The organism is Paenibacillus sp. J31R122 (assembly GCF_056269185.1).
In genome coordinates, this window is sequence record NZ_JBWDNM010000006.1 from 25,616 (window position 1) to 46,060 (window position 20,445).

Genomic DNA, 20,445 nt, shown 5'->3' on the forward strand with positions numbered 1-20,445 from the left:
CTACATATAGGACTAGTAGCACGATTATAATTTGAAAAGGGAGCTGTTCATTTGAGTCGTCCAAACATTTTGTTAATCACCAGCGATCAGCAGCATTGGAATACAATCGGTGCGTTCAACAGTGAGCTTCAAACGCCAAATCTCGATCGACTAGTGAAGGAAGGAACCACATTTTCGCGTGCTTACTGTCCGAACCCAACCTGTACACCAACGCGTGCCTCTATTATTACGGGAATGCACCCGAGCCAGCACGGCGCTTGGACATTAGGGACTAAGCTGTTGGAGGATCGCAGAACGGTAGCTGAAGATTTTGCAGCAGAAGGTTACAAAACTGCATTAATTGGTAAAGCTCATTTTCAGCCACTGAAAGGCACAGAGAAATATCCGTCACTGGAAGCTTACCCAACGCTGCAAGATTTAGAGTTTTGGCAGACGTTCCATGGACCCTTTTATGGATTCGATCATATCGAGCTTACCCGTAACCATGCAAATGAGGCACATGTTGGCCAGCATTATGCCCTTTGGATGGAAGAGAAGGGCTGTACAAACTGGAGGGATTACTTCCTAGCGCCAACGGGTACGATGGATCCTTCCATTAAGCACAGATGGCCCATTCCTGAAGAATATCATTATGATACATGGATTGCAGAGCGAACGAATGCCTTGCTTGAGCAGTACAAGGAGGAAGATGAGCCGTTTTTCCTATGGTCGAGCTTTTTTGATCCTCATCCCGACTATCTCGTGCCGGAGCCTTGGGACACCATGTACGATCCTGACCAATTAACGATTCCTAGCCTAACCCCTGGAGAGCATGATCGGAACCCGCCTCATTTTGGCATGACACAAGAGGAAAAACCTGATTTCAGCCACCTTAAGGAAACGGGCATGGGTATTCACGGTTACCACTCCCATCTGCAGTCCGAAGTAGAAAATAAACAGCAAGTAGCTACTTACTACGGAATGATCTCACTGATGGACAAATACATTGGTAAAATTCTGGATAAGCTAGATGAGCTCGATCTTGCGAATGATACAATCATCGTTTTCACAACCGATCATGGTCACTTTTTCGGTCAGCATGGCTTGCAATTCAAGGGAGGATTCCATTACGAAGACTTGATCAAGCTGCCATTTATCGTACGTTATCCAGGTCATGTGCCTGAAGATAAGCAGTCGCCAGCCATTCAATCACTCGTTGATCTAGCTCCGACGTTCCTTAGTTTTTGTGGTATAGAGGTACCAGCTGTTATGACGGGTGTAGATCAGAGTGATGTTTGGCTTGGCAAAAAAGAGAGCGCTCGCGATCATGCGATTTGCGAATTCCGTCATGAACCAACGACCATTCATCTGAAAACATACGTGAATCAACGTTACAAGCTTACCTTGTATTATAATCAAACCTACGGTGAAATCTTCGATCTGGAGAACGATCCGCAGGAGCTCAACAATCTGTGGGATGATCCAGCGCATCTCTCGCTCAAATCGGAGCTGCTGCTCAAATATGCTTGGGCTGAGCTCGGTAAAGAACCGATGCCAATGCCTCGTATTTGGGGAGCTTAATTCGGCGGAGGTCTACAGATAGCAACTACTTGATTTTTATAGGGGCGGGGGCTATAGTGAAGTGGAGATAAGAGGGAGTGATCATATGGAGGAGCACATTCACGAATCCACAACACATGAAGCATGTGGTACCGACGGGCGAAAAAGTCACCATTCCGATAAAACAAAAAATAATATGATAAATAGGCTCAACCGGATTGAGGGTCAAATTCGCGGTATTAAGGGATTAATTGAAAAGGATACGTATTGTGATGACGTTTTGAATCAGATATCGTCGGTTCAATCCGCATTAAATGGCGTAGGAAAGCTGCTTCTGGAGCATCATATGAAGAGCTGTATGATCGAACGCATCCAAGATGGCGAGCATGAAGTGATCGACGAACTGTTGAAGACCATTAACAAACTAATGAAATAATGGATTCAGTTATTAAGGAGGGATTCGAAAGAATCCTTTTTTTTACGGCGTTTAACATAGGGTAGTGGGGTATATAAATATGTTGACACAATATACTGTAGGGGGGTATACTATGTTTAACGGACGAAGCAATATTGCTTTTACAATAGCCTAGGATTAATAAAAAGTAGTTAAAGGAATTATAGATAACAAAGAAAATGAGGTGTCTATGATGGAAACTAACAAGTTAGCGACGGAGCAAACGTCTTTGGAAATAACGGGCATGACGTGTGCGGCTTGTGCAAATCGCATTGAAAAAGGGTTGAATAAGCTTGAAGGCGTAACAGGTGCAAATGTAAACTTTGCGATGGAGCGGGCTACGGTAACGTACGATCCTAAAAAAATCAATGTTGCACAAATGGAACAAAGTGTCCAAAAGCTCGGTTATAGTGTGGCGAAGGAAGTAGCTGACTTGGAGCTTGTCGGCATGTTCTGTGCAGCTTGTGCCGTTAAGATTGAAAAGACATTGAACAAAATGCCTGGTGTCACTAACGCTGCTGTTAACTTTGCAATGGAGACGGCCCGGGTTGAATATAACAAGTCAGAAGTATCGATAGCCGATATTCAACAACGAGTAGATAAATTAGGCTACAAAGCCATTCCAAAACAGGAGGAAGGAGATCCTTCCGAGCATAGAGAGAAGGCTCTAAAACAGCAAAAACGTAAGCTGTTGATTTCAACGCTCCTTTCCCTGCCGCTGCTTTGGTCAATGGTCAGTCACTTCTCCTTCTTATCATGGATCTGGATGCCGGAATTATTCATGAATCCTTGGTTCCAGTTAGCTCTCGCGACACCTGTTCAATTTTACATCGGCAAGCAGTTCTATGTTGGGGCATATAAGGCACTGCGCAACAAAAGCGCTAATATGGATGTGCTCGTCTCGCTTGGAACTTCTGCAGCCTATTTCTATAGTCTGTATTTAACAGTCGATTGGGCGTCAAATGGCGGAAATATTCACCATGGTCCAGCGATGTACTACGAAACGAGCGCAGTATTAATTACGTTAGTTATTCTCGGTAAATTGTTTGAGTCGTTGGCTAAAGGCCGCACGTCAGAAGCGATCAAAACATTGATGGGCTTACAGGCTAAGACAGCTCTAGTTATCCGCGATGGACAGGAAATGACCATTTTAGTTGAAGAAGTACTTGCCGGAGATGTTGTCGTTGTTAAACCGGGAGAGAAAGTTCCAGTTGATGGAGAAGTTCTCGAAGGGACATCGGCTGTAGATGAATCGATGCTGACCGGAGAGAGTATTCCTGTAGAGAAGAAAGCTGGAGACCATGTAATTGGTGCTACGATTAATAAAAACGGCAGATTGAAAGTAAAGGCGACTAAAGTAGGCAAGGAAACGGCGCTTGCTCAAATTATTAAGGTTGTTGAAGAGGCGCAAGGCTCCAAAGCACCGATACAGCGGGTGGCTGACGTTATTTCAGGCATTTTCGTTCCAATTGTCGTTGGAATTGCAGTTGTTGCTTTCTTAGTCTGGTATTTCTTGGTTACCCCCGGCGACTTCGCACATGCCTTGGAAATTGCGATAGCCATTCTAGTTATTGCCTGCCCATGTGCGCTTGGACTTGCAACACCAACATCTATAATGGCAGGATCGGGCCGTGCGGCAGAGTTCGGCGTATTGTTTAAAGGCGGCGAGCATCTGGAATCCACACATAAAATAAATACGATTATTCTTGATAAAACAGGTACAGTCACCAACGGTAAGCCAGTCCTTACGGATGTAAGGATCGAAAAAGATAGGGATGAGCAATCTTTCCTTCGTCTGGTTGGAGCGGCGGAGAAGGACTCCGAGCATCCGCTCGCAGAAGCAATCGTATCAGGTATTACGATGAAAGGCATTGAACTCCCAGCTACAGAAGAGTTTGAGGCCATTCCGGGTTTTGGGATCCGTGCCGTCGTCGATGGTAAAGAGGTTTTAGCTGGTACACGTAAGCTGATGGCAAAATTCAATGTGCAAGTTGAGCATGCTCTAGAGGGTATGACTAAGCTAGAGCAGGATGGAAAGACGGCAATGTTGATTGCAATTGACGGCGAATATGCGGGATTGGTTGCAGTAGCCGACACCATCAAAGAAACGTCAAAAGAAGCGGTAACAAGGCTGAAGCAAATGGGCATCGAGGTTATTATGATCACAGGTGACAACGAACGTACTGCTATGGCTATAGCCAAACAAGTAGGCATTGAGCATGTCCGAGCCGAAGTCCTTCCAGAAGGCAAAGCCGAGGAAGTGAAGAAGCTGCAAGCACAAGGTAAGAAAGTAGCTATGGTTGGTGATGGCATTAATGATGCACCGGCACTAGCGATGGCGGATATTGGAATGGCTATTGGTACGGGAACGGATGTGGCGATGGAGGCGGCGGATGTGACCTTGATGCGCGGCGATTTGAACAGCATACCGGACGCGATTTACATGAGTCGCAAGACGATGAATAATATCCGGCAAAATCTGTTCTGGGCACTTGGTTACAACACATTAGGTATCCCGATTGCAGCAATAGGGCTATTAGCTCCTTGGGTTGCGGGAGCTGCGATGGCACTGAGTTCCGTATCCGTGGTACTGAATGCGCTCCGACTTCAACGGATGAAAGTATAACCGGCCGATCTATAATTAACATCATAAATAACCTAACTAAAAAAGGAGAAATGAATCATGACTAACGTAACATTAAAAGTAGAAGGTATGTCTTGTGGACACTGTGTCAATTCCATTGAAGGGGCAATGAAAACGCTGGGGGCTAGCGCGAAAGTGGACTTGGCAAGCGGATCGGTTGCCATTGATTACGATGAGAATAAGCTGACGCTTGAGACGATCAAGGAAGCTATCGAAGAGCAAGGATATGACATGGTTTAAGTCCCAAAGGAAGAAGCGGGAATAATAAAGGGGAGAGTGCTTGAAAATGGCCTTATTGAAATTTGCTGTTACCCCTGGATTTGAGGTAGGAGGTACCTTGTTTAAACCCGAGCAGCTGGCAGTTCTAGGCTCTATCGTTGGTGCGAATGCCCAAATCGAAATGACGACATTTAAGCAGCTTTACGTGGAGATGGATGAAGAGCGCTTAGAGGATGTAAAATTAGCACTCAAAGATGTCGGCCTGCAAATTCACCCATCTGGATTTTTCACCAAAAGCTTAATCACCTGCAACTTCTGCAAAGGTGCCGAGGATGCCGGACTTGAAATCGCGAAGGTTCTGGACGAAGCGATTTCTGGTCAGGCGGTGCCAAGTCCATTAAAGATCGGATATGCAGGATGTGCGCTTGGGACAAGTGAACCCTTGCTTAAGGAGATTGCAGTCGTTAAAATGCGAAATGGCTATGATATCTATGTCGGCGGGGAAACAAAAGGCTTGAAAGCGAGGCTGGCAGTGCTCTTTATGTCTGACGTTTCAGAAGAGCAGCTTCTTCTGATCGTTACTCGATTGATAGAAGTCTATCAGGAGCAGGGAAAGAAGAAAGAGAAGTATAGCAAATTCATTGAACGAATGACCATTGAAAAACTTAGGGAAGCCATTGCTGTTGCATAAGCATTGCCTACAAATCCCTCCAAAGAACCAAGAAAAGCCGAGCGCGATTCAGGAAATAGTTCCTGATCAGCTCGGCTTTTTAGTGTTTTATCGTTATGACTGGTTTAACTCAATCGCTTTTTTCTATCAATTAATATAGTCAAACTGACCAGTGTAACAAATATGGTAGCTCCCATATCGGAAAGAATCGCAATCCAGAGAGTGAGCCAGCCGGGAATGGTAAGCAATAGCGCGATTACTTTCAGTCCAAGTGAGACGATAATGTTGAAACGAATAGTGCGATTAACCTTTTTGGCTATCGAAACGGCTTCTGGAAGCTTGCCTAAGTGATCCTGCATGAGGACGATATCCGCTGTCTCGATAGCGCTATCTGTTCCTTTGCCCATCGCAATGCCGAGCTGCGCAGACGCGAGAGCGGGAGCATCATTAATGCCATCACCAATCATGGCCACATGATAAGTGGCAGACAGTTCTTTAATTCGTTTTACTTTGTCTTCCGGAAGCAGATTTCCGTAAAATTCGGATACGCCGACGGCTGAAGCGACTTTCTCAGCTGTCTTCTGATGATCACCTGTCAGCATAACGGTTCTTTTAATGCCTAGCTTGTGTAAGGACTCAATAACAGTCCGGCTCTCTTCACGAATTTCGTCTGCAATTCCGAACATGCCAAGTATTTGCTGCTCATCTGCTACCAGAACAAGGGTAAGGCCTTCATCTTTTAATTTCTCAATACGGCTTTGAATGGAATTAGGGATGACAAGGTGCTCGACGCTTTTTTCATTTCCAAGCCAGTAATGTTGACCATTAACCTTCGCTTTAATACCTCGGCCCGAAACCGTTTGAATTTCATCAGGTTCAGGTACAGCAATGTTTCTTCTATCTATTTCATTCATAATAGCTTTAGCCAGTGGGTGGGCAGAGGACTTTTCGATTGCACCTGCGACTTGGAAGAATCGTTCATCGTCATAGGCTTCAAATTGTGCCACATGAGGCTCACCTTTAGTCAACGTACCTGTTTTGTCAAAGGCAAGAATCTCGATTTTTCCAAGCTGCTCTAGGAACACGCCACCTTTGACGAGAACACCGTTTCGCGCGTTTCTAGTTATACCCGAAACAATGGCAATGGGTGAAGAAAGAATTAATGCGCATGGGCAACCAACAATTAATACGGATAATCCTTGATAGAGCCATGTCATCCAATCTCCTTGAAGGAGCAGCGGAGGAACAAGCATGACAAGAGCTGCAACTATCATAATGAGCGGCGTATAATATTTGGCGAATTTATTAATAAAAAGTTCAGTTGGTGTTTTCGTTTCTTGTGCTTCTTGAACGAGATGAAGGATCTTTGCCAAAGAAGAATCTTTGTAGGCTTTATTGATCTGAACAAGAAGCAGCCCTTCATTATTAATGCTTCCGCCGTAAACGGGTTCCCCTAATTCCTTCTCAACCGGAAGCGATTCTCCCGTAATGGCAGCCTCATTCACAGAGCTCTTTCCATCGGAGACAATACCGTCCGAAGGGATTTTTTCGCCAGGCTTTATCTTAACTAAATCGCCTACTTGAAGGGAAGAAATCGGAACAATGACTTCCTGACCGTTCTCCATCTTTAAAGCTTCCTTTGGGGCGACTTGAAATAATGCCTCCATGGAGCGTCGAGCCTTTTCCATACCATAACCTTCGAGCAGTTCATTAAGTCCAAACAATATCGCAACGAGAGTAGCTTCTTTCCATTCTCCAATGGATACGGCTCCCACTAACGCGATGGTCATTAATGTGTCGATATTAAATTTTAATTGGATTAAGTTTTTGAGTCCACGGAAAAATGTAGTGTAGCCGCTGATAACTGTAGCAATAATGTATAAAAGAATAACAGCTTGCTTGTCGAGAACACCGTCTAGCAGTAAGGCGGCCGCATAAATAACGCCAGATGTAAGGAGCATTTTCAGCATCTTCGCATTACCTTCTGTATGACTGTGATCATGTCCTTCATGATCGTGGTCACTGTGGTCGTGCTCAATATTTGTTTCGGAGCTTTTCTCAATGTATGCGTGATCTGACTTCAAAATTTTCCTCACGTCAGTCATTGAGATTTGTGGATTAACCGTTAATTTTCCAGAGTTATAGCTAAGCTTAGCGTCTTCGCCATGTTCTAATTTTTGAATTTCTTCCTCAATTCTGAGGGCACAGCCACCGCAAGAAAGTCCCTTTATTCGATATTCATTCATAAGACAACCTTCTTCCAAATCATTATATGAGCACTTGTTCATATGGTATGCGATTCCATCATTTATGTCAAACGTATTCTCTCCATTTAGGCATAAAAACATGAAAACAACTGATCTGTTTCATCTTACATATCTCTGCGTAACGAACGCTTTTGCAGTAAGGACGGCGACAGCGGTTGACGCTTAATTGACAGCTAAGAGCAAACCAAGGAATGGAAGTAAAACTGCTATAATCGCAAAAGCAGCAAATAAGTCGTGTCTATCTTTTTTATAGCTTGGTGACAGCATAGCAAGAGCCGTAAGTCCCGTTAGTATGAGGATTAGAGAAGAGCTATTCCAGCTCCATTGAAGAGTTAAGTCCTGCACATTTCCATGTAGGAAATTAAATAATAATGAAGGGGATGGTTGCTCAAATTCGTCTTCATGTGGAGGCTCCTGTACACCCATATAGGCTGTTATTATAAGGACAGAAAGGGCAATGAATGTTTCCATGCGAAGCCACCACTGCAACTTTCGATCATTTGTACCATTGTCGGTCAACTTTGTTAGGAAACCATTCATAAAGCCGAGCAGGAGGAGTGGTAGAAATACGAGATGCTTTAGAAGTAGAGCTTCTCCGTAATTAATTCCCCATGAATTGATATAACCATCAACAAGTAGAGTCATCATAACTAATCCAGCCGCAATGATAAACGCAATACTGCTAATCGATAGAGGGGTAAACCAACGGATAAAAGCCTTCCAATTCAAAGCGCCTTTGGTAAACCACGCAACCAAAATGAGCGTTCCTAACCAGATGGATACAGCTGCAACATGTATGGATTGGGAGAGGACCCCCCATGGCACAGAGAAACCGGCCGGGTGGCTAGCCCATCCATGAGCCACAATACTGCATAACCAAATGACGCTAAGTACCCATTTCGTCCATTTTTGATGAAGATCGCAAATCACTGTTATTATATACATGCCAGTACAGATGATAAGGTTCCAAATCCATGCGTTCCCGTAGGAGTAATCCTTTAATACGATAAGTAAAAGTTGAAAGAAAGGCATATCTTGGGCAAAATCACGCAGAATAAAGGTTGTTCTTAAAATAGATAAAAACGAGAATACTGGAATTCCTAAAATAGCAAATTGAAATAAAATAAAGGGAGATTTCATGACTGGTTTAGAGTGATCAGGAATGAACTGGAGTAATATATAACCACCAGTAAACGCAAAGGATAAATAAAGCAGTGTTTCAAAGAAGTAGATGTACATATCAACCAACTCCATTACTATGGTGAGATCCAAGGGGAATTATACCATAAAAGAAAACAGTTGAATGTATGCTCATATGACAATTGTTCGGTATTTCGTGATACATTAAATACCAGGACTGCCTTATACGTAATCTTTCTGATATAATGGAAAATACGAACAAAAAGGGGTGACAAGGAGAGATGGATCGAGTAGTGGAAGAGCAATGCGATGATACATGTGTAGGTACCGAAGTAAATCTTGATGTTTTGAAGCAAGAAAGGCTGCAAGAACAAATGGCCGACGATTTGGCTGAATTATTTAAAGCTCTAGGCGATCCTACAAGAGTGAAAATGATACATGCTTTGCTCAATAATGAATTATGTGTTCATGATCTTTGCGTTGTGTTAAACATGGCTCAGTCTGCAGTATCTCATCAGCTCCGTTATTTGCGAAACGTAAGAATGGTCAAGCGCCGCAAAGAAGGTAAGACCGTTTATTATTCAATAGATGATGATCATGTAAAAGAGATTTTTATTCAGACTCTAAAACATTTGGAGCACGCTTAAAACTCACGAAGCTGTATCTGGTTTCGGGCAGTTGAATCTAGCGGGGATGATGGCAGTGAAATGGAAGAATTGGAGAAGCGCCTAAGGGCGCTTTTTCTATTCGTAAATTTTTTAAGATTAATGGGGTTAATTATGGGTTAATCATAAGAGTAGACACTTCTGGTCAATAGCTTTTTGGTTTAATTGGAGTTCATTCATATAGTCGCTTATTTTTAATTGCAGCTTTTGTACAATCATCATTTTCATGTCATTAATGTGGTCTTCATTACAAAATGCTGAACAAGAGAGAAAGCCATTAGAATAGGACTTCGATTCTTCAACAACGGTATTTAACTTCTCTTTATATATCCTTTTAACGGGACCATTTTCTGGTTTAATTTCATAATATCGATTTGTCTCGATGAGCAGCTTCCAATGACTAACCTTAATGTCGAACTCCCCTTTTTCCAATTCAGCTGATACCTTACATATTCTAATGTGACTGCTCATGTTATTAGAAATCCCCTCCGCATACCCATTCTATTGACGTATAAAATTTTCTGATCATGTTATTTTAGTTCATATTTATATCAATTACAACACAAATAAAGGGTTATTTACCATTAAGTTTTAGTAAAAATGCACGGTAAAACTGCAGTATCAGGAGTTGCGAGGAATATGATGCGTTATTTGTAAGTCATGTGCTATTACTGAGTTATCCGCATTTGAGAAAGCAAATACCGGGGCATATTTCTTCAACTCGGTATTCGTTACGATATTGGCAATTGTCCTATGTTTGACAGTTTTCTTTATGGCGGCTTACGTAATTTCACGCTATAATTATAGGGCATTCAAGTCGATTGGAAAACTTTACATGGCTGCTTTGTTCTTCCCGGTAACTTTTAAAATTGTCCCTTTGTTCATGCTGCTGTAAGCTGTACTGCAGAAAAAGATTGCTGCTGGTCTTAATATGGGTGGACTAAAGGGATAATTTGCTGGATTAGAGGACAAACCTGTTCATTTCTTACGGAAGCTAGTCATTCGAGGAGGTGTAGTTGTGAGTAATCGTCCTAGTATATTATTTATAACGGTCGATCAGATGCGAGGCGATTGTCTTAGCATACTCGGTCACCATGCTGTAGAGACGCCGAATATTGATCAATTGGCACGGAGAGGTGTTCTTTTTCAAAATGCATATTCCTCTACTCCTTCATGCTTGCCTGCTCGCGCTGCTATTTTTACAGGAATGAGCCAGCGTTCACATGGAAGGGTTGGATATGAAGAGAAGGTAACCTGGAACTACGAGCATACACTTCCGGGCGAATTGGCTAATGCTGGATATCACACCCAGTGTATCGGTAAAATGCATGTGGCGCCAACACGAAATTTGATGGGCTTTCACAATGTAGTGCTCCATGATGGCTATTTGCATCACAATCGTATGAAAAAAAGTACGAACGTATCCGAATCATTCGATCACTGTGACGACTATTTGCCTTGGCTTCGGGAACGGGCCGGCGCTGCACTTGATTTAACAGATCTTGGCCTAGATTGCAACGCATCGACTGTAGCTAGGCCATGGCATTTGCCAGAAGCTTTACATCCGACCAATTGGGTCGTCACACAATCCATTGATTTCTTGCGCCGCAGAGATCCACTGAAACCGTTTTTTCTCTGGATGTCGTTCGTAAGACCGCATCCTCCTTTCGATCCGCCGCAAGTTTATTTTGATATGTATAAGGATCTTGTTTTCCCTGATCCCGTAGTTGGGGAATGGGCCGAGCAAGAAGATGTGAATAGGGAGGGCTTGAATCCCATCACCCAATCAGGCAAGGTGCCTGCTCAACGGTTGAAGCGTGCAAGAGCGGCTTATTATGCGTTGATCACACATCTAGATGATCAGATCGGGCGTTTCATGCAATCGCTTGAGGAATACGGTGAACTGTATAACACGGTGATTGTATTTACATCTGATCACGGCGAGCTGCTTGGTGATCATCATTTGTTCAGGAAAGCGCTTCCTTATGAGGGAAGCGCTAAAGTACCGTTTATTGTCTCGGATCCCGGAGGGCAACTCGGTACTAAGCATGGACTAGAAGTTTCGCATGTGACTGAGCTGCGTGATATTATGCCTACTTTGCTGCATGCAGCGGGAGTCGATATACCAGCTACGGTGGATGGTACGAGCTTGATTCCATTGTGCAGAGGCGAACAGCCTGCTTGGCGCAGCCACATACATGGCGAGCATGCGTATGGAAGGATGTCGCATCATTACGTGACGGATGGACAAGAAAAGTATATTTGGTATTCGCAGACAGGCGAAGAGCAGTATTTTGATTTGGCCAAGGATCCTCATGAGCTGGTTAATCAAATCACTAATGTGGACTATTCCCATCGCATCCAAATGTGGAGAGATCGATTAATCAGTGAGCTGGAAAATAGCGAAGAAGGTTATGTGAGTGAAGGCGAGCTTATCGTAGGTCGCACACCGCGGTCATGCTTACAGCATATCAGATAAATATGAAGTCATAATCAAACCTATAAGCTTGATAATATGTTAACTATGAAGGGATGAGCCGTGTGACTACGTTTGGAATAGAAGGAAATCAATTTGTTTTCGAAGGAAAACCGATGCTGGTATTGTCAGGTGCGATCCATTATTTCCGCGTCGTGCCCGAGTATTGGGAGGACAGGCTTCTTAAGCTGAAGGCTTGCGGGTTCAACACCGTTGAAACGTATGTAGCATGGAACATACATGAGCCGAAGGAAGGTCAATTTGTGTTCGACGGATTGGCTGATATCGAGGCGTTTGTACGTCTTGCAGGCGAGCTAGGACTTCATGTAATCGTCAGACCAAGTCCATATATTTGTGCGGAATGGGAGTTTGGCGGCCTTCCGGCTTGGCTGCTTGCGGATGACAATATGAGGCTTCGTTGCTTTGATCAGAGCTATCTGGATAAGGTTGATGCTTATTTTGACGAGCTACTGCCGCGTTTGAAGCCATTGCTATGCACAAATGGCGGGCCGATTATTGCGATGCAGATCGAAAATGAATATGGCAGCTACGGGAACGACAAAAAATACTTAGGATATATTCGAGATGCGATGATCGAGCGTGGTATGGATGTGTTCTTATTTACCTCGGACGGACCAGAGGATCACATGCTGCAGGGCGGTATGGTCGATGGCGTGTTTGAAACCGTTAACTTCGGTTCGGGTGCTGAATATGCTTTCAAAAAGCTGCGGGAATATCAGCCTGAAGGTCCGCTTATGTGTATGGAGTTCTGGAATGGTTGGTTTGACCATTGGATGGAGGAGCATCAATCCCGTCCAGCTGCGGATGTAGCTGCGGTGCTGGAGGATATGCTGAAGCAAGGTGCCTCCGTAAACTTCTACATGTTCCATGGCGGTACGAATTTCGGATTTTATAACGGAGCTAATCATATTCAGAAATATGAGCCTACCGTAAATAGCTATGACTATGACACCCTCTTAAGTGAGTCTGGCGATCCAACTGAAAAATTCTATGCCGTTCGGGAAGTATTGGAGCGTTTTGTGGAGCTGCCTGAGCTGAAGTTGCCTGCGCCGATTAAGAAACGCGCTTATGGAGAGGTTCGGCTTAATGAGACAGCCGGCTTATTCGATCAATTAAAGAAATTATCGACGCAGGTTCAAAGAACTTGTCCGGACCCAATGGAGAAGATCGGACAGGAATATGGTTTCATCGTATATTCCACGCGGATTACCGGACCAAGAAGAGGGCAGAAGCTGACGCTTCAGGATGTGCGTGATCGGGCGCTAGTGTTTGCAGATGGCGTTTATGTAGGTACGGTAGAGCGTTGGAATCCGATTGCCCTTCCGCTTGAGATTCCGTCAGAAGGTGTTCGTCTCGACATCTTAGTAGAGAATATGGGACGCGTTAATTACGGTCCACTTATGCGCGACCGTAAGGGCATCACGGAGGGCGTACGATTAGACAATCAATTTTTGTACGACTGGACAATTTATCCGCTTCCACTGGATTCACTTGATGCTCTTTCATTCAAGACAGCGGAAGAGGGTCAGCAAGTTGAACCGAATCAGCCTACTTTCCATCGGGGTACTTTCATGGTCGAAGAAAAAGCTGATACCTTCGTACGATTGGACGGATGGGTCAAGGGAAGCGTGTTCCTAAACGGCTTTAACCTTGGACGATACTGGGAGGTAGGTCCGACACATACGTTGTATATTCCTGCGCCTCTGCTTCGTGAAGGTGAGAACGAGCTGGTCGTATTTGAGCTTCATGGTACGGAAGCTCCCGTTATTACACTGACAGATCGGGCAGATTTAGGTTAATGACATAGAGCTGTAAGAAGATAGAAGGGGCTGTACCTCAAGGTTTTTGACCTTTTGGGACAGCCCCTTTAATTTCACCTGAATTTCGGAATCGATTTTATTCCTCTTTACAATATTAAACGATCAAATAATCTCCATGTGGATAACGAAAGGTGGATGGTTTATTAATACTTGCAATCGCAAACTCGCCCGATGGTTTATATTCGTATGGCTTCTCGTCCCCGGTATAGTCGGCCGCTTTCCGAATCTCGATACATTCTAGCAGAACTTGTTGCTTAAGAGCTAGATATTCCCGATTATGTGGTCCGAACTCTAACTCAATTTCTCCAGGGCGGAATTCATAATATATCGTTCTACGAAGCGCATTTCCATCACCACTTGGTGATCCGTGAACAACCGTAATATCATGGAAAATGGCGTCTCCTGCTTCCAATGGTACCGGAATAGCATCGGACGTCTCGAAGCCTGGCTGATTGCAACGTTCATTCGAGGTATCAATGGTCCAGCGATTGCTGCCGGGAATGACCCATAAGCAGGTTTTAATATCGGCAGAATCTAGGTAGAAGTCGACATTGAATATAGGGCGATCATCTTTGCAGCCTTCGGGACGCTGAGCGTCTCGATGCCATGGAACAATTATCCCTTCATTAGGCATTTTGAGCACCATCGAGTCCCAGGTGGGGATGAAATTATTACCTTGAAGCTTCTCAACGGAATTCAAGACAAATGGATGGGCTAGCAGAGCTCTGGCGGGAACACTTTTATCGACAACGTATTCGATGCGCTTGAGTACTTGTCCGCCGGTTTTCGTCCCTTTACCATATAGGTAGTCATCGTCACCGTCTACCCCATTCTGCCCATGATCAAGTAAAGTTTGCATCTCGTTCTGTAGGATTTGCAATTCCTTGTTCTTAAGAAGGTTTCTAATGACGAGAAATCCGTTTTCGTGAAAAAAATGCGCTTGTTCTTCTGTGATTTCCAATTGGGCGTTCGCATCGGCTACCAGTATGTTATAGTTGGCTTGTGACATCATATGCACTCCCTTTATCGTATTTAGTGAAATTATAAGACTTATAAGTTTCACACTTATAAGTCTTATAATTCACCGCGAAACGAGCTTTTGCCGCAAGGACGGCGACAGCCGTTTACGCTTGTGTACTTCTTTTTTCATAATAGATTCTTTCTAGCGGAAAGTATTTAGACGAAAAGAACGAATCGGTTGCCAAAATCACGCAGACATTGCATTGATGTTTGTTTACAATAAGTGAAAGCAGGGAAATCCTTGAAGAACACAAACGATAATTCGAACATAAATTTAGTTGATATGAATCCTTCGGATACGTTAGTTTGGATGAATGATTATTATTGCCCCCCCTATATCACGCTTGCGCATACTTTCCATGCCCCTGAAGGCTGGATGATTGAGAATAGAACGTTAAAGCAGTATGCCTTGCAATATGTGATTAATGGAATGGCGGAATATCCTGTAGCGGGGAATAGTTACATGACCATAAAAGGAGATCTGTTATTTCATCGCCCCGGTGAACTACATTCCATTCGTACAGTTGAAAATCATCCTTATGTTTGTCTGTCCATCGTGTTCCACTTCGGACAAACCTCCCTCCCATTCGAAGAGCTGTTTCAGGATCGGCACTTGTTAGGCAATTTCTCGGGTCACCCCGTCGAACGCAAACTCGCCGAGATTATTGGGCAATACAGCCAGCCTGGTCTTAATCGACAGATGAGATGTCAGGGATTATTAATGGAAGTGCTTTCTGAAGCAAGCCTAGTCAAAGGCCGAGAAGAGGAAAATGCTGACGGCGCATCTAATCACGCTAAGCTCGTTTTACTAAAAAACTATTTGCTTAATCATCATCATGAAGAAGTCAGGCATAGTGATCTTGAGAGTGCGACTGGGCTTAGCCGTAACCATATTATTATGATTTTCAAAAAAAAATTCGGTATGACACCTATGCAGTTCTTAACTTGGGTACGTATCCAGAAGGCTAAAGAGCTTGCCATTCAAACCGATCTTTCTGTAAGCGAAATTGCAAGGAACGTTGGCTATTCGGACGTGCATACGTTTGGTAAGATGTTCAAGAAAAATACGGGATCGAGCTTAACGCAATTTTGCAATACATTAACGACCGATTATTTAAATACTAGACCTCGCATCGTGCCGCAAGAAGAGGAGAAGTAATGAAGATGACTTTACTAGGCTATACGGCTAATGAGGTTTATTCGAAGGTTATAGTCGATAAAACAGCAAAAGGGTATTCGGACAATTCTACACTAATTATTAATTGCTTAAACAGCATGTTGTCCAATGTTGAAAAATGTGCGAATATGATCTCCTAAATTTAAATCGAGTTTTAGCAAATAACATGGATTTTTCTGAAGACTTTTATTAAAGTGGCGCAGGATATTCAAAAATTATGTTAAGGTTAGTTGAAATAGTCATTTAATAATAGGAATAAACGCTCAATTTTTTAGTTGACAGCGTTAGTATTAACTGGTAAATTGACGGCATTCATCTAGGGACGATGTTGATGTACGATTATTCACCAAGGAGATATGAACTCTTAAAAAATTTCATAAATAAGAATCACTCTTCATTGTTTGCAAAGGTTTTTATTGCCATTATCTTCATTCAAACGATCATTATTTTGTTAGGTGGTCAACTGAACATTATCCGTGTAGATCAATTTATCCAAGAGCGGGAGTATGAGAGCGCTCGCACAGATTTACGTAATATCCAGGATGCTTATAATCATCAATTACAGCAAATACGCTCAAACGTATTCTCATTGTTTTTTGAAACCATCAAAGCGAATCTGTCTTGGAGAAAATCAAAAGGTATAAAGGAACCACGCAAGGTGATGATTTAAAGCTGAGAGCGGAAATTGAACAAATGTTGCAATCGATGGCTTATTCCGATATGAATATACATTCGATATTGTTTATAAGAAATACGGATGAGGAAAATTTCGAATTCGTCAGGTATTTTGATCCAAGACGTTTGCCTAATTTCAAAACAATGAATTCTCTTATGGATGATGAGTACGTGAAAGTGTATCCGGTAGAAGAAGCAGGAATGAATGAAAGCCTCGGTAACAACGCGTTAGTTTTTATATTAAAGGTGAATGATCCAGTTGATCTCGCAGAACCAAGCAAAGCATGAAAGCGGTTGCGCTGCTGTCTGCCTTTCAACGAGTAGAGGATCAATCTTTTACCGAAACGAAACAGGAAGCTTGGAATCAAATCCACTTGTATGATGAGCACACATGGGGCGCATTTAATTCGGTTTCGGAACCGGATCATCTCAATGTTGATATTCAATGGATGCAGCGTGAAGCAGAGTTGTTATAGGAGATACAGGCTCACAAGGGTGGTATTGGCACGGATGGTGAAGGGCAAGTGGTTTAGAGCGGTTACAGTGTAGCAGTTGGAGCAGAGATTCACCTTCTTTAGCTACAAGAATCGCAAGACAAACCCGATCAAGAGGAGGATATACTATGAAACTGTTAAGTAAACAGAAATCGCTGATCCTTAGTCTTTGTTTAAGTACGACGGTTTGGAATTTGCGATCCACGCTGGCGGCTGACGACATCGACGCGGCCAAAACAGGTGATGTCGTCCCAGAAACGCAATTCGCAGAAACAGTGGGTATAGATGACTGGGGAAACATCAGTGAGATCGTAGGCAAGGTCTACGGAGAATGGAACGGCGACAGTTACAGCGGAGCCTATTCCGACCAAATGCCCAACACGGCGCTGCTTGGTAACGGCGATGTGGGCATAACATCGGCAGGGGCGAAAGAGCAAAAGACGTTCCTCATCTCAAAATCGGACTTCGTATCAGCGGGAAATCTGCTAGGCGAGCATAACAGCGGCGACAATCTGACCAAACCTCTGCCCATCGGCGGTATAACGATCCAGCAGAAAACCATTCAGGATGAGAACAATCCGAATTTAGCCCCGACTTATAAAGCTGTCACCGCAAGCAGTCAGCATGACGCCTTCTATCCGGTCAACACAGTCAACGGCAACATGCAGTCGTCCTCCAGCGGCTACGGCTGGGTGACGGCGGTCGGCATGACCCAATGGCTGGAGCTCGAGTTTGTCGCACCGATCACTGTGCAGCGCTGGGTAGTCAGGAATGACGGCGCGGAACGCAGCGGCGTCAGCATGAACAACACGAGCGCGTTCCGCCTGCAAGTCAGTGAAACGGGCGGCCCGGGCGCTGTGTGGACGGACGTGTCTGTGGTTGGTAACAACACAAAGGATGTGTACGACGAGAACCTGAGCGCACCGGTCACCTCCGCGCATTTCCGACTGTACATAACCAATCCGCTGCAGCAGAGCAATACCGACCCCAATCCACGCGCCAGAATCGGACAGTTTGAACTCTATGAGCGTCCGCAGCAAACAGCACCCGTTCTAGAGAACCCGACTCCGACGTATGAGAAGCAGGATATCTTGAACTCGCAGATCCAGACCAAGATGAGTATCAATGGCGTAATGCTGTCGATGAAAACATGGCTATCCTCCTCGAAAAACCTGTTGGTTACAGAACTCACGTCTCTGGGGACCGAGCCGGTGGATCTGGAAGTGAACACCTGGGGCAAGGCGGACAACCGAAACTTCCCGGCCACTGCCGAGAAAGTTGACAGAAACGCGGTAGTCACAAGGGCGACGTTCAACAACGCGCCGCTCAACCCGAACTCATGGACATCGAAGGCGGCTCTCGCAACCAAGGTGCTGGGCGCCGAAAGCACGGTCTCTGTCAACAGCTTGAAAGGCACGGGCACGACGGCGTTTACGCTGGATGCCGGTCAGACGGTGCAGATCGTCACAGCGACCGGTGGCGGCGGAAAGAACTACGACGCAAAGAACCAAATGCTCACGACCGATCCGGTCTTCGAGGCGAGCGCTCTGCTGTCGTCGATCAACGGCGCTCAGGACGTGGAGTCCCTGCGGGCCGATCATCAAAGCTGGTGGAAAAACTTCTGGTCTGCCTCATACATCAATATTCCGGATTACGCCGACGTACAGAAATACTACTACGGGGCGCAGTATCTCCTTGGCAGCACCGCCAAATCCGGAAAAGTTGCCCCTGGACTTTATGGGGTATGGCACACGACGGACAACTCTAGTTGGTCGTCCGATTACCATCTCAACTACAACTTTATCGCAACGTTTTACGGAGCCAACTCCAGCAACCGCTCCGACCTGTCGCTGCCGGCCGGAGAGGCGCTCTTGAGCTTCGTGCCCGAGGGTATGCGACGTGCTGCGGACCCGAATCAGCTCAGACGTATCAACGCAAGCTACGTCAATAGCCGTCCGGATCTGCAAAATGGAATCGCTGACGCGGTTTTGTATCCGGTGGGTATTGGACCGTGGGGCACCGTCACGGACGATAATTATCTCTCCGAGGCGCTCAACGCTGCTTACAGCAGCTATCCTCTGACTCAATATTATCACTATACACAGGACGAAACGTATCTGGAAACCTACGTCTATGACTATCTTAAGAAAGTTGTGAACTTCTATGACGCATGGCTCGACAAGACCGGCGACACGTATATATTGTACGCAGGTTACAACGAGGGCTCATGGGCCATAAACCCCGCGGTGGAACTTGCGGCGCTCAAGAATGTCTTGTCTGAGTTGATTGCCGCTAGCGTCACGCTGGACAGAGACGCGAATCTGAGGGCGCACTGGCAGGATATTTTAGATCACCTCGCTCCGCAGCCGACCAGTGTATGGAGAAACAAGCAGGTCTATGCCCTCGCGGAAAAGGAGTGGAAGAATGGGCAGTGGGTAGATCTGGCCAATCCTGTCCCGGGCGACGGAAACATCATTCCGCTCGACATCGTTGTTCCCGGCGGTCAGTTGGGTTACTACTCCCCGGACAGCGCGCTGCAGATCGCCAGAAACACAATCGACGTGTTCGGCACCAGCGCGTGGAGACAGATCAACAATTTCCCGAGAATCTTCAACGACGCGGTTCGCTCCAGATACCCCGCTGTTGATGTCTTGGAAAATATGGCCAACACGATCAGAGCCCAGATTCAGCCCAATCTGCGCATCAGCGATGGTGTGCACGGCGTGGAGAAGATCGGCGCGACCGAGGCGATCAACAGTATGCTGCTCATGAGTGACCAGGGTGTTATGAAGGTGTTCCCGAACTGGGTGAGCGGAAAGAACGCTACTTTTGCCAGACTGCGTGCGCCGGGAGCCTTCGTTGTGTCCGCTGCTTACGACGGAGCGTCAAACGAGGTGCAAAGCGTGACCATCAAGAGTGAGGCGGGAAAACCTCTGACCGTTGCCTCTCCTTGGGCTGTGGGCACCGATGTCTTTGACTCATCCGGCCGTAAGATTGAAGCCACCACTGGAACCGCCCCTAACTGGGAGAGTGAAGCTACTGTTACCTTCAATACCGTCGCCGGAGAGACATACATTTTGCGCAAGTTAAACCGTGAATTTAAAGTTGACAAGACAGCTCCAGCGCTTTCTGTCTAGTTAGATAAGACGTCAATTTGGCCGCCG

The 20,445-nt window shown here is 45.0% G+C and carries 17 protein-coding genes; 13 read left to right on the forward strand and 4 right to left on the reverse strand.

Annotated features, from left to right (window positions below; all coding sequences use genetic code 11):
- Positions 1–51: 51 nt before the first annotated feature.
- From AC0YN7_RS11605 to AC0YN7_RS11625, 5 genes are all read left to right on the forward strand, one after another.
- Positions 52–1,560: a sulfatase family protein gene (locus tag AC0YN7_RS11605; RefSeq protein WP_475810157.1), complete on the forward strand. Its 1,509-nt coding sequence runs from the start codon at positions 52–54 to the stop codon at positions 1,558–1,560.
- Between the two features lie 85 nt (positions 1,561–1,645).
- Positions 1,646–1,975: a metal-sensitive transcriptional regulator gene (locus AC0YN7_RS11610; protein ID WP_475810158.1), complete on the forward strand. Its 330-nt coding sequence runs from the start codon at positions 1,646–1,648 to the stop codon at positions 1,973–1,975.
- Positions 1,976–2,183: 208 nt separating this feature from the next.
- Positions 2,184–4,619: a heavy metal translocating P-type ATPase gene (locus tag AC0YN7_RS11615; RefSeq protein ID WP_475810159.1), complete on the forward strand. Its 2,436-nt coding sequence runs from the start codon at positions 2,184–2,186 to the stop codon at positions 4,617–4,619.
- A gap of 57 nt (positions 4,620–4,676) precedes the next feature.
- Positions 4,677–4,877 (forward strand): cation transporter, encoded by a 201-nt coding sequence (locus tag AC0YN7_RS11620; protein WP_475810160.1) that lies wholly within the window; start codon positions 4,677–4,679, stop codon positions 4,875–4,877.
- A gap of 46 nt (positions 4,878–4,923) precedes the next feature.
- Positions 4,924–5,547, forward strand: a complete 624-nt coding sequence (locus AC0YN7_RS11625) for a nitrite reductase (RefSeq protein ID WP_475810161.1) — start codon at positions 4,924–4,926, stop codon at positions 5,545–5,547.
- A gap of 104 nt (positions 5,548–5,651) precedes the next feature.
- On the opposite strand, the gene AC0YN7_RS11630 is transcribed toward AC0YN7_RS11625, so the two are convergent.
- Together AC0YN7_RS11630 and AC0YN7_RS11635 are read right to left on the reverse strand one after the other, a co-directional pair.
- Positions 5,652–7,772: a heavy metal translocating P-type ATPase gene (locus AC0YN7_RS11630; RefSeq protein ID WP_475810162.1), complete on the reverse strand. Its 2,121-nt coding sequence runs from the start codon at positions 7,770–7,772 to the stop codon at positions 5,652–5,654.
- Positions 7,773–7,955: 183 nt separating this feature from the next.
- Positions 7,956–9,032: a copper resistance D family protein gene (locus AC0YN7_RS11635; RefSeq protein ID WP_475810163.1), complete on the reverse strand. Its 1,077-nt coding sequence runs from the start codon at positions 9,030–9,032 to the stop codon at positions 7,956–7,958.
- 182 nt (positions 9,033–9,214) lie between these two features.
- Between AC0YN7_RS11635 and AC0YN7_RS11640 the strand changes: the two genes are divergently transcribed.
- Positions 9,215–9,580 (forward strand): ArsR/SmtB family transcription factor, encoded by a 366-nt coding sequence (locus tag AC0YN7_RS11640; RefSeq protein WP_475810164.1) that lies wholly within the window; start codon positions 9,215–9,217, stop codon positions 9,578–9,580.
- A 141-nt stretch (positions 9,581–9,721) separates the two neighbouring features.
- Here AC0YN7_RS11640 and AC0YN7_RS11645 read toward each other — a convergent pair whose 3' ends face one another.
- Positions 9,722–10,069, reverse strand: coding sequence for a hypothetical protein (locus AC0YN7_RS11645; protein ID WP_475810165.1), 348 nt, complete (start codon positions 10,067–10,069; stop codon positions 9,722–9,724).
- A 547-nt stretch (positions 10,070–10,616) separates the two neighbouring features.
- On the opposite strand from AC0YN7_RS11645, the gene AC0YN7_RS11650 reads away from it, so the two are divergent.
- Positions 10,617–12,077, forward strand: a complete 1,461-nt coding sequence (locus AC0YN7_RS11650) for an arylsulfatase (RefSeq protein ID WP_475810166.1) — start codon at positions 10,617–10,619, stop codon at positions 12,075–12,077.
- Between the two features lie 62 nt (positions 12,078–12,139).
- The gene (locus tag AC0YN7_RS11655) at positions 12,140–13,894 is read left to right on the forward strand and encodes a beta-galactosidase (RefSeq protein WP_475810167.1); all 1,755 of its coding nucleotides are present in this window, start codon (positions 12,140–12,142) and stop codon (positions 13,892–13,894) included.
- A gap of 115 nt (positions 13,895–14,009) precedes the next feature.
- Here AC0YN7_RS11655 and AC0YN7_RS11660 read toward each other — a convergent pair whose 3' ends face one another.
- Entirely contained in the window at positions 14,010–14,927 is a 918-nt protein-coding gene (locus AC0YN7_RS11660) for a phytanoyl-CoA dioxygenase family protein (RefSeq protein WP_475810168.1), read from the reverse strand.
- A gap of 249 nt (positions 14,928–15,176) precedes the next feature.
- On the opposite strand from AC0YN7_RS11660, the gene AC0YN7_RS11665 reads away from it, so the two are divergent.
- The 5 genes from AC0YN7_RS11665 to AC0YN7_RS11685 all read left to right on the forward strand — a co-directional run bounded on the left by AC0YN7_RS11665 (position 15,177) and on the right by AC0YN7_RS11685 (position 20,418).
- Positions 15,177–16,094 (forward strand): helix-turn-helix domain-containing protein, encoded by a 918-nt coding sequence (locus AC0YN7_RS11665; protein WP_475810169.1) that lies wholly within the window; start codon positions 15,177–15,179, stop codon positions 16,092–16,094.
- Positions 16,094–16,252 carry a hypothetical protein gene (locus AC0YN7_RS11670; protein ID WP_475810170.1) on the forward strand — a complete coding sequence of 53 codons (159 nt, stop codon included), beginning with the start codon at positions 16,094–16,096 and terminating at the stop codon, positions 16,250–16,252. Before AC0YN7_RS11665 ends, AC0YN7_RS11670 begins: the two co-directional genes overlap by 1 nt.
- A 481-nt stretch (positions 16,253–16,733) precedes the next feature.
- Positions 16,734–17,075 carry a hypothetical protein gene (locus AC0YN7_RS11675; protein WP_475810171.1) on the forward strand — a complete coding sequence of 114 codons (342 nt, stop codon included), beginning with the start codon at positions 16,734–16,736 and terminating at the stop codon, positions 17,073–17,075.
- Entirely contained in the window at positions 17,072–17,263 is a 192-nt protein-coding gene (locus AC0YN7_RS11680; RefSeq protein WP_475810172.1) for a hypothetical protein, read from the forward strand. The genes AC0YN7_RS11675 and AC0YN7_RS11680 overlap by 4 nt, the downstream gene beginning before the upstream one ends.
- Before the next feature lie 146 nt (positions 17,264–17,409).
- The gene (locus tag AC0YN7_RS11685) at positions 17,410–20,418 is read left to right on the forward strand and encodes a glycosyl hydrolase family 95 catalytic domain-containing protein (RefSeq protein ID WP_475810173.1); all 3,009 of its coding nucleotides are present in this window, start codon (positions 17,410–17,412) and stop codon (positions 20,416–20,418) included.
- Positions 20,419–20,445: the final 27 nt, after the last annotated feature.